General features: G+C 60.2%; 9 protein-coding genes. 3 read left to right on the forward strand and 6 right to left on the reverse strand.

All coding sequences use genetic code 11. The features are described 5' to 3' along the window. Window positions 1–1,730: DNA topoisomerase III (locus WLY71_RS26725; protein WP_347805943.1), on the reverse strand; the 1,730-nt coding region annotated here is incomplete at its 3' end. A gap of 391 nt (window positions 1,731–2,121) precedes the next feature. Here WLY71_RS26725 and WLY71_RS26735 point away from each other — a divergent pair. Next, the gene (locus WLY71_RS26735) at window positions 2,122–2,490 is read left to right on the forward strand and encodes a DUF427 domain-containing protein (protein WP_347805944.1); all 369 of its coding nucleotides are present in this window, start codon (window positions 2,122–2,124) and stop codon (window positions 2,488–2,490) included. Window positions 2,491–2,558: 68 nt separating this feature from the next. Here WLY71_RS26735 and lldD read toward each other — a convergent pair whose 3' ends face one another. The 3 genes from lldD to WLY71_RS26750 all read right to left on the reverse strand — a co-directional run bounded on the left by lldD (window position 2,559) and on the right by WLY71_RS26750 (window position 8,016). Then, a complete protein-coding gene (gene lldD, locus WLY71_RS26740) occupies window positions 2,559–3,701 on the reverse strand; it encodes an FMN-dependent L-lactate dehydrogenase LldD (protein ID WP_347805945.1) in 1,143 nt (380 codons plus the stop codon). An 889-nt stretch (window positions 3,702–4,590) separates the two neighbouring features. Beyond that, entirely contained in the window at window positions 4,591–6,213 is a 1,623-nt protein-coding gene (locus tag WLY71_RS26745; RefSeq protein ID WP_347805946.1) for an MFS transporter, read from the reverse strand. Between the two features lie 162 nt (window positions 6,214–6,375). Then, window positions 6,376–8,016, reverse strand: a complete 1,641-nt coding sequence (locus WLY71_RS26750; protein ID WP_347805947.1) for a GMC family oxidoreductase — start codon at window positions 8,014–8,016, stop codon at window positions 6,376–6,378. Window positions 8,017–8,137: 121 nt separating this feature from the next. On the opposite strand from WLY71_RS26750, the gene WLY71_RS26755 reads away from it, so the two are divergent. Next, window positions 8,138–8,995 (forward strand): LysR family transcriptional regulator, encoded by an 858-nt coding sequence (locus tag WLY71_RS26755; protein ID WP_347805948.1) that lies wholly within the window; start codon window positions 8,138–8,140, stop codon window positions 8,993–8,995. Between the two features lie 130 nt (window positions 8,996–9,125). After that, window positions 9,126–9,341, forward strand: a complete 216-nt coding sequence (locus WLY71_RS26760; protein WP_347805949.1) for a DUF4287 domain-containing protein — start codon at window positions 9,126–9,128, stop codon at window positions 9,339–9,341. A 49-nt stretch (window positions 9,342–9,390) separates the two neighbouring features. Here WLY71_RS26760 and WLY71_RS26765 read toward each other — a convergent pair whose 3' ends face one another. After that, a complete protein-coding gene (locus tag WLY71_RS26765) occupies window positions 9,391–10,488 on the reverse strand; it encodes a DNA alkylation repair protein (protein ID WP_347805950.1) in 1,098 nt (365 codons plus the stop codon). A gap of 63 nt (window positions 10,489–10,551) precedes the next feature. Then, window positions 10,552–10,918: NAD-binding protein (locus WLY71_RS26770; RefSeq protein WP_347805951.1), on the reverse strand; the 367-nt coding region annotated here is incomplete at its 5' end.

Genomic DNA, 10,918 nt, shown 5'->3' on the forward strand with positions numbered 1-10,918 from the left:
ATGTCCAGCGCCTGCTCCCAGATCGCCGTGGTTCCGGGGTCGGCGATGGCACGTGGCACGGCATCGATCAGGCTGAACGCGGCCGAGGTGGCGGCCAGAGCCTTGCCGTTCTTGATCAGATAACCACGGTCGAGCAGGCCCTGGATGATCGAGGCGCGGGTCGCTTCAGTGCCGATGCCGGTGGTGTCCTTGAGTTTCTGCTTTAGCAGGGGATCTTCCACCAGTTTGGCGACGTTCTTCATCGCTTTGATCAGATCGCCTTCGGTAAACGGTTTGGGCGGTTGCGTCCAGAGGTCCTTGAGCTTCACGTCGGCCACTGCGCAGTCACGTCCTTCGGCCAATGCCGGCAGCGTTTGCGGCGCCGGTGCTTCGCGGCCCTTGGCTGGGGCGAGGGCTTCGGGCAGGGCGCGCTTCCAGCCGGGTTCGACGATCTGCTTGCCGACGGCACGCAAGGCTTCACCGGCGCAGTCGAAGTCGGCCTGGGTCCGGTCGTATTCATGGTTGGGCAGAAACTGCGCCAGGTAACGCGCGCGGATCAGGGTATAGACCGCCCGCTGCTTGCCCGCCAGTCGCTCGAGGTTTTTCGCTGCAGCGGTGGGGATGATGCCGTGGTGAGCGCTGACCTTGGCGTCGTTCCAGGCCCGTGAGCGGCGCTGAGGCTCCAGGAAATCGTTCAAGGCGTTCAGCGCCGGATCAGCCTGCCTCAGCGCAGCAAGAATGCCCGGTGCTTCGCTGTGCTGACTCACGGGCAGATAACCGCAGTCGCTGCGTGGATAGGTGATGACCTTGTGGGTTTCGTACAGGGCCTGGGCGATGTCGAGAGTTTCCTGGGCGCCGAGCCCGAGCTTCTTCGAGCAGACTTCCTGCAAGGTGCCCAGATCGAAGGGCAGGGGTGCTACTTCGCGCATCCGCTCGGTGCGCAGTTTGATCACCCGGGCACTCGCCGCACTGCCAATTGCCGTCGCTGCATTTTGCGCCAACGCCTGATTCAGGCAGCGGTCCTGATCGTCGCAAACCTCGGAGGCCGCACGCCACTGGGCGGTGAACGTGGTGCCGTCGTGCAGCAGTTGCACATCGATGGCCCAATAGGCGACCGGCACGAAATCGGCGATGCTGCGGTCGCGATCCACCACCAGGCGCAGGGTCGGCGTTTGCACCCGACCGACCGGCAATATGCCCTGATAACCGGACTGACGCCCCAACAGCGTGAACAGCCGACTCATGTTCATCCCGATCAACCAGTCGGCCCGCGAGCGCCCGAGTGCCGAATGGTAAAGGCTAAAGGTCTCGGCCCCCGGCTTCAGGGCTGCCAGCGCCTTGCGGATCGACGCATCGTCCAGCGCCGACAGCCATAGCCGCTGGATCGGCCCGCGATAACGGCAATGCTCCACCAGTTCCCGGGCGATCATCTCGCCCTCACGGTCGGCGTCGGTGGCGATCACCAATTCATCGGCCTCGCCGAGCAGCCGCTTGACCGCTTTGTACTGGCTGGCCGTGCGCGGTTTGACGGTCATCTTCCACTTCTCTGGAATGATCGGCAGATCCGCCAGCACCCAACGCTTGTAACGCGCGTCATAGGCGTCCGGCGGCGCGGTTTCCAGCAGATGGCCGATGCACCAGGTCACCGTGACGTCCGTTCCCAGCCAGCAGCCGTCGCCACGACGCCTGGCGCCGAGGACGGCCGCAATGTCTTTGGCCTGGGAAGGTTTTTCACAGAGGTACAGCCGCATAACCACCATCGTTCAGTCGGTTTGAAGATGTGAACAGAATGCGCAGGGAATGAGATTGGAGCAACCTTTATCTGTATGGATATACAGATAACCAGTTCAATCTGCTCTGGCCCTCCGGGCGGCAGGTGCCGCCGAAGCTGCGGGTGTTTATTGAGTTTGTGGCGGCGCACATGCCGCTGACGCGTTCCCCCGGGGCCATGGTTTAACTCCCGCTGATGGCTTTTGTGGCGAGGGGCTTGCCTCCGTTCGGCTGTGAAGCAGTCGCGGTACGGAAACATGAGGTATACCTATTGAATCGCGGTCGCAGGTTTTGGGGCTGCTTCGCAGCCCAACGGGGGCGAGCCCCCTCGCCACAGGAGCGTGGGCGCTCCCGATAACCCAGGAGAATCCGATGAAAAGCACCGGTCCTAGTCCTGTCATCACCATCGCAGAGCAGCCGGGCTGCCTGCTTGTAAAGTTTCACGGTATTCAGGTGGCCGCGTCCGCACGGGCGCTGGTGTTGCTCGAGGCCAACTATCCTCCGGTGTATTACGTACCGCGGGAGGACATCGATGAAAAGTACTTTGCCCGCACCGATCACACGAGTTATTGCCCCTACAAGGGCGATGCCAGCTATTTCAGTCTGCAAGTCCCGGGACATGAGGGCGCTAACGCGGTGTGGAGCTATGAAGACCCCAAAGTATCGGTCGATCAGATTCGCGGCTACATGGCGTTTTATCCCGATCAAGTGATCTTTGAGGTTCTCAAAGACGTCGAGTGAGGGTCGCTTTCCAGGCATCAACGAAAACGCCGCGCATGGGCGCGGCGTTTTAAGGTCAGGTGTTCAGCTCATCGAACAGCATCCACCAGTGTGGATTCATTAATCTGACTAATCGAGGTCACCCCGGTCAAGGTCATGGCGACGCGCATTTCCTTGGCGAAGATATCCAGCATATTCTCCACCCCGCGTTGACCATCGGCGGCCAGTGCATAGGCCATGGAACGCCCCAGCAGTACACCTTTTGCGCCCAGCGCCAACATCCGTACGACATCAAGCCCCGAGCGGATGCCCGAGTCGACCAGTACCGTCAGATCATTACCGATGGCTTGCATGATGGGCGGCAATGCTTTGGTGGTGGAAAGCACGCCGTCCAGCTGTCTCCCGCCGTGGTTCGACACGACAATGCCATCCGCACCAAAGCTGACCGCGTCTCTGGCATCCTGAGGATCGAGAATGCCTTTGATGATCATCGGGCCTTTCCAGAACTCACGAATCCACTCCAGATCGCTCCAGCTGATCGAAGGGTCGAAGTTATTGGCCAACCAGCCCATGTAGTCTTCGAGGGTTACGGCTTTGCCAAGGTACTTCGAGATATTGCCCAGGTCGTGTGGACGCCCCATGACGCCGACGTTGAATGCCCAGTCGGGTTTGGTCATGGCCTGAAGCATTCGCCGCGATGCTGCAAAAGGACCTGACATGCCCGAGTGTGCGTCCCTGTATCGGGCGCCGGGCGTGGGCATGTCCACGGTAAACACCAGGTTTTTCACACCGGCGGCCTTCGCCCGCTCCAGCGCATTTTTCATGAAGCCTCTGTCCTTCAACACATACAGCTGAAACCAGATGGACTGTTGGCTTTGTGCCGAGACTTCCTCGATCGAGCACACCGAAACCGTCGACAGGCACAGTGGAATGCCTTTATTTTCCGCCGCTTTAACCGCCTGCACTTCACCACGGCGGGCGAACATGCCCGTCAGGCCGACCGGTGCCAATATGATCGGCATTGAAAGTGGTTGGTCGAAGAGGGTGGTTTCAAGGCTCAGGGTTTCGACGTTTTTCAGAATGCGCTGACGAAGGCTGATGCCCGTCAGATCCGAGCTATTGGCCCTCAGCGTGTGCTCTGCATAAGCCCCGCCATCAATGTAATCAAACAAAAAACGCGGGAGTTTGCGACGTGCTGCCTCGCGATAGTCAGATGCGGATGAAATGATCATGGTGCCTCGGTCTGGTGAGTGGCGGGGCGTGGTTGCGTCGAGCGTCGGGTCAGATTAACGAAAACGCCCTGCGTTTGCGGTAATTCTGTTTACTTTAGAAATGGATAGTGATCCAGCCTTGCGGATGTTCCCGGAACCCTTGTGGGAGCGAGCCTGCTCGCGAAGGCTTTGTATCAGGCGACCATCTTTTTGATGGTGTACATATCCGTTGCTTCAGTAACGGCGGCTTAGGGTTCCGCCCTTACGGCGGGTCACTTGGAAATACGGAATGCCGCCCAACCCCAAGTAACCAAACGCTCTTGCCCCTGACGTACGGTGCCTCGCCCAGGCTCGGCATGCCCGCGCTCCGGTCCTGCTCCGTGGGCCCGCCGCCATCGGCCACCCATGGCCGGGGGCCGCTACCGCGGCATCCATGCCGGGTTGCCCACTGCGCAGAACCTCCACTCGGCCTTCCGACGGGGCAGATCAAAAGCCAAAGCCAAAGCAACAGCAAGATCAAAAGATCGCAGCCTCGCTTCGCTCGACAGGTCCTACAGGGAAATGCGTTTACTTGAAGCCAGGCCGGCCGGTAGGCCGCCTCGCTTTTGCTTTTGCGGTACACGCCCCCTCGAGAGGCTGAGTGGAGGTTCTGCGCAGTGGGCAACCCGGCATGGATGCCGGGTTAGCCGCACCCGGCCATGGATGGCCGATGGCGGCGGGCCCACGGAGCAGGACCGGAGCGAGGGCATGGCGAGCCTAGGCGAGGGACCGAACGAAAGGGGCAAGAGCCCTTGGTTACTTGGGGTTGGGCGGCATTCCGTATTTCCAAGTGACCCGCCGTAAGGGCGGAACCCTAAGGCGCCTTTACCGCAGCAACGGATATATACCCAATCGCTCGACCACCAAAACGTCAGTTGGTATCCAGGTCCACGTTCTTGGTCTCACGCAAACAGATCATCCCGACGACCAGGCTCACCCCGGTAATCACCACCGGGTACCACAGCCCGTAGAAGATGTCCCCGGTGTACACCACCAAGGCAAACGACACCGTTGGCAGGAAACCGCCGAACCAGCCGTTGCCGATGTGGTACGGCAGGGACATCGAGGTGTAGCGGATGCGGGTCGGGAACAGTTCGACCATCAGCGCTGCCAGCGGGCCGTAGCACATGGCCGAAATGATGATCAGCGCCACCATCAGCGCCACGATCATGGACTTGTTGACCTGTTGCGTATCGGCTTGGGACGGATATCCGGCCAGGGTCACGGCGCCTCGCAGGGCCGCTTCATCGTAGCCATCGAGTTTCACTTCACCGACGCTCACCTGCACGGCGCTGCCGGCCGGTGCCGCTTCGCTGTTGTAGGGAAGGCCCTGTTTCACCAGGAAGGTTTTGACCTTGTCGCAAGGGCTATCAAATTTCGCCTTGCCCACCGGGTCGAACTGGAAGGTGCAGGTGGCCGGGTCCGCCAGTACGGTGATCGGTGCCTGACGGCTGGCCAGGTCGATGGCCGGGTTGGCGTAGTGGGCGATGGACTTGAAGATCGGGAAGTACAGCGCGGTGGCCAGCAGCAGGCCGATCATCAGCACCGGTTTGCGCCCGACTTTATCCGACAGCCAGCCGAAGAAAATGAAGAACGGTGCGCCGATGATCACGCTGACGATCAACAGACTGTTGGCCAGCGCCGGGTCCATTTTCAGGAACTGGGTGAGGAAGAACAGCACGTAGAACTGCGCCGCGTAGAAGGTCACGGCTTGCCCGGCATTGATGCTGAACAGGGCGATCAGTACGACTTTCAGGTTTTCCCATTTGCCGAAGGAATCGCGCAGCGGCGATTTGCAGAGCTTGCCTTCCTCTTTCATTTTCACGAACGCCGGCGACTCGTGCAGGCTCATGCGAATCCAGGTCGAGATGCCCAGCAGAATGATCGAAAACAGGAACGGAATCCGCCAGCCCCAGACTTCGAACTGGTCACCGGTGAAGTAGCGGCAACCGAGCACCACCAGCAGCGACAGCAGCAAGCCGAGGGTCGCGGTGGACTGAATCCAGCTGGTGTGGAAACCGCGTTTACCCATCGGCGCATGTTCGGCCACGTAAGTGGCAGCGCCGCCGTATTCACCGCCCAAGGCCAGGCCCTGAAGCATGCGCAGCACCACAAGAATGATCGGCGCGGCAATGCCGATACTCGAGTAGGTCGGCAGCAGCCCGACGCAGAAGGTCGCCACGCCCATGAGGATGATGGTCGCCAGGAAGGTGTATTTACGCCCGATCATGTCCCCCAACCGGCCGAATACCAAAGCGCCGAACGGCCGCACGATGAAGCCGGCGGCGAACGCCATCAGCGCAAAGATGAACGCGGTGGTGTCGTTGACCCCGGCGAAGAACTGTTTGCTGATCACCGCCGCGAGGGCGCCATAGAGGAAAAAGTCGTACCACTCGAAGACCGTCCCGAGCGACGAGGCGAAGATGACTTTCTGGGTTTCCTTGCTGGTGCCCGCGCTGCGCACGGCTTCCAGAGGCTGAACATGTTCTGACATATCGGTATCCCTCACAGTGATTGTTTTTTTTGTTCCACTGGTGTTGCGTGTTCCTTAAAGGGGGTAATGCCCAACGTCCGCGAATTAAGTACAACCCCTGTGGGAGCGAGCTTGCTCGCGATAGCGGTGTATCAGTCAACATTGATGCTGGAAGTCATACCGTCATCGCGAGCAAGCTCGCTCCCACAGGGGACTGTCGGCAGTAGCGGCAAGCATCAACTGTGCGGCCTTTTCGGCAATCATCAGCGTAGGCGAACAGGTGTTGCCCGAGGTGATGCGCGGCATGATCGAGGCGTCGGCGATGCGCAGACCGGGGATTCCGTGGACTTTGAGCTGCGCATCGACCACGGCGTCCGCGTCGTTGCCCATGCGGCAGGTGCCGACCGGATGGAAGATGGTGGTGCCGATGCGGGCGGCGGCTTCGTGCAACTCTTCTTCACTCTGCAAGCTGTCGCCGGGCAAGTACTCGACCGGTTTGAACGCTTGCAGGGCCGGTGCGGCGACGATGCGGCGGGTCAGGCGAATGGCATCTGCTGCCACCCGCAAGTCCTCCGGATGGCTCAAGTAGTTGGGCTGAATCAGCGGTGCTTCCTGCGGATCGGTGGAGCGAATCTCGACGCGGCCTCGGCTTTGCGGGCGCAGATCGCACACCGACGCCGTGAAGGCAGGGAAGGCATGCAATGGCTCACCGAAACGCTCCAGAGAGAGCGGCTGAACGTGATACTCGAGATTTGCCGACGTCTGCTCCGGTCCCGAACGGGCGAAGGCCCCGAGTTGGCTCGGCGCCATGGACAGCGGGCCGCTGCGGTCATACAGGTAACGCAGGCCCATGCCCATCTTGCCCCACAGGCTGCCGGCGATCTGGTTAAGGGTGCGGGCGTTTTCCAGTTTGTAGATCAGGCGCAGTTGCAGGTGATCCTGCAGATTGCCACCCACGCCGGGCAGTTCATGGGCAACGCCGATCCCCAGTTTTTTCAGCAGCGGGCGAGGGCCGATCCCGGAACGTTGCAGGATGCTCGGTGAGCCGACGGAACCGGCGCACAGCACGATTTCCTTGCGCGCCTTGAAGGTTATCGCCTGACCCTGCCAACGCGCGCTGACCGCTGACGCTCGGCCGTTTTCCAGCAGCACTCGATCCACTTCGACGTCGGTCAGCACGGTCAGATTAGGGCGGTTGCGGATGGGTTTGAGAAACGCCTTGGCCGCGTTCCAGCGAATCCCGGCCTTCTGGTTGACCTGGAAGTAGCCGCAGCCTTCGTTGTCGCCCTGGTTGAAGTCATCGATGCTGGCGATGCCGCTTTGCTCGGCGGCGCTCTGGAAGGCATCGAGAATCGGCCATGACAGCCGCTGACGCTCGATCCGCCATTCACCGGCGGCACCGTGGAATTCCGAGTCGCCGGCAAAATGGTTTTCGCTCTTTTTGAACAACGGCAGCACGTCTTGCCAACTCCAGCCGGGATTGCCCTGAGCCGCCCAGCCGTCGTAGTCGCCGGCCTGGCCGCGCATGTAGATCATGCCGTTGATCGAGGAACAGCCGCCGAGCACTTTGCCTCGCGGATAACTCAGGGCGCGGCCTTGCAGGCCAGGTTGCGCTTCGGTTTTGAAGCACCAGTCGGTGCGCGGGTTGCCGATGCAGAACAGGTAACCCACGGGGATGTGAATCCACGCATAGTTATCGCGGCCGCCGGCTTCGAGCAGCAACACGCGATTCTGCGGGTCGGCCGACAACCGATTGGCCAGCAAACAACCGGCCGGGCCGGCCCCGACCACGATGTAGTCGTATTCATCCAGGGAAGTCTGCATCCGTGACCTCAACTTGTTGTTCTTGTTGTCGGTCATCCTAGTTGTTAGCTTTCGTCAAAAGAATGTTAGTTTTTGCGCAGCCGCTGTGCGTTTTTAAACAGCCTCATCTCAAGGACGGTTCATGTTCGACTGGAATGACCTGCGGTTTTTTCTCGAATTGCAGCGCAGCGGGCGTCTGCTCACCGCCGCCCGCCGTTTGAACACCACCCACGCCACCGTGGCCCGGCACATCGAGGCCATCGAAAAGAGCCTCGGTACCGCGTTGTTTGTTCAGCACGCCCAGGGTTATGAGCTGACCCCGGCGGGCGAAGCGTTGCTCAAACATGCCGAAGCCATGGAAAACGTCGCGTTGCTGGCGCAGGAGGAAATCACCCAGTCCACGGCGCCGCTGGGCAAGATCCGTGTCGGCGTAACCGAAGGGCTGGGCATCATGTTCCTCGCCAGCCGCATGAACGGCCTGTTCGAACGTTATCCGGGGCTGGAAGTGGAACTGGTGGCGGTGCCGCGCTTTGTCAGCATTCTCAATCGCGAGGCCGAAATCAGCATCCACCTCGAACGCCCGGCGGCCGACATGCTGGTCACCCGCAAACTGACTGACTATCGATTGGCGCTGTACGCCAGCCAGGAGTATCTCGACCGTTCGCCACCGCTGCGCAGCCGCGAAGACCTCGGTCGCCACGTCTGGATCGGCTATGTCGATGACTTGCTGTTCAGCCAGGAACTGATGTTCCTCAACAGCTTCTGCCGTAACCCGCAGGTGGTGTTTCACAGCACCAGCGTCATCGCCCAGCAACAGGCCGCTCGTTCCGGTTTGGGCATCGCCGTGTTGCCGTGCTACATGGCCAGCGCCGATCCCTGTCTGGTGCCGTTGTTGCCGGATGAGAGTATTCAGCGCAGCTACTGGATCAGCACGCGGCGTGAGCTGCACAAATCCGTGCGGTTGCGGGTGTTGTGGGATTACGTGGTGGAGTTGTGTTAGCGCGAGCAGGCGTTGTTGCTGGGATAACAAACATCAAAAGATCGTCCGAACGCGGCCCGATCTTTTGATCTTGGGAGAGTGTCAGATTCACTTGTCCACCGACACTCCGCCGCGAAAGGGAGCTTGCAGCATGACCGAAGATACAAAAGTGAAAGGCCCAGCGTCGTACTTCCCGTCAATCGAGAAAAAGTACGGGCAGCCAATCAGTCACTGGCTGGATCTGCTGGGAACAGTGAGTGCAAAGAAGCATATGGAAATGGTGGCTTGGCTGAAGACTGAGCATGGTATGGGGCATGGCCATGCGAATGCTTTGGTTGCGTATTATTTGGCGAGTTCACCCACCTAGAGATTGACGCCATCGCGAGCAAGCTTTTGCTCCTACAAGGGTTCGTGTTTCAAGGGAGAATTTCGAATGAGGTGCTGGCCAGGCGCTCTCCATTCACCAGCACGTGTACGGCGTGTTTGCCCACGTAGTGTTTGCGGGTGGTGAGTTCCTTGATCTGCTGGCTACGGGCGATGGTCTCGGTCGCCTTGCCGGGAAGCGTCAGCGCCTTGAGCTTGAACACCTTCGCCGACGTGCTGCCGTTGGCTTTTACGTAATCGATCGCGTAGTCGATCACCAGTCGCTGACTGTCCTGGACCGTGGATTTCACGGCGAAGGACAGGGTGATTTTTTCACCCAGACGAATCACCGCCGGTTCCACCTTCACATCGATGATCTCGACCTCAGGCTTGCCGCCCGCGCCAATGATCGCCAATGCGCGTTGGTTGCCCTGTTTGATCAGGCTGCGCAGGGCGTGTTTGGCGATCCATGCGGTGTGTTTGTTGTCCAGCGACCAGCCTTCGATCAAGTCCAGCACCCATTCTGGATGATCCTTGGTGATGTCGTTGAGGTGGTTGGCCACGGACTTGCGCACGTAGAGGCTGTCGTCGGCCTTGAGGTTGTCGAGGATCGCGGCCGCCAATGTCGGGTCAGCCTGAATCTGTTCCAGTCGAAACGACCACGGCAGACGCGGTCGGCTGCCTTCGCTGGCCAGGCGGCGGACGTGTTCGTTTTCGTCCAGGGACCACTCGCGCATGACCGCCAGGGAGCGTTCGATGTTGCTGCGCAGGAAATAGCGGATCGCGAACTCCGAGGAGCCGAAGGCGGTGAAGTATTTCAGCGCCTCCATGGACTGCTCGAAGGCATGTCCGCCGTACGTCGCGACGTAATGCGGCAATGAGATGCTGACGAAGCCGCTGTTCAAGCGCGGAGCGAGGGCGCGCAGCACCTCGAGCGTCTCTTCATAGCTCAACGGCAGGACCACGTGCAGGCACTCGCTGACCCGGGCCATGCGCTGCATGATCGATAACTCTGCAAGCCCGTCGTTGGCCATTTTCAGGAAGGCTTTGGCGTTGAACGCGGGGTAGACGGAGGTCATCTCGGTGGCGATGTGCTTGAGGCGGTCGGCGTTGAAGATTTCTTTCAGGGCGGGGTAGCTTTGCTCAGCCATAGTAGGTTCCTATTCCTAAATCAATCGTCGATCGTTCCCACGCAGAGCGTTGGGAACGATCAGTTACGCCTTGCCTGATTCTTCTTCCAACTGATCCGACTCAAACAGCCTCGCCAGTTCCGCCCGGGCTTCCTGCGCCGTCTGCAAGACCTTCGCCGCATCGTCATAAATCGCATGCTGGGCCTCAAGCACCTGCTCGTCGTGATGCTTGAAGCGCTTGATTCGCGCATCGGCCTGGGCCTGGGTCAGCCCCAGGCCGACCAGCGTGCGCCGGCTCATTTCCAGACTCGAATAATAGGTTTCCCGAATGGCCTCGGCGCCAAGGTCCACCAGCCGATGCACATGCTGACGGTTACGGGCCCGGGCGATGATTTTGATGTGCGGGTAGAGTTTGTGCACCAACTCGGCGGTCTTGATGTTGGTGTCCGGG

Source organism: Pseudomonas rossensis (assembly GCF_039888995.1).
GTDB classification, from domain to species: Bacteria; Pseudomonadota; Gammaproteobacteria; order Pseudomonadales; family Pseudomonadaceae; genus Aquipseudomonas; species Aquipseudomonas rossensis.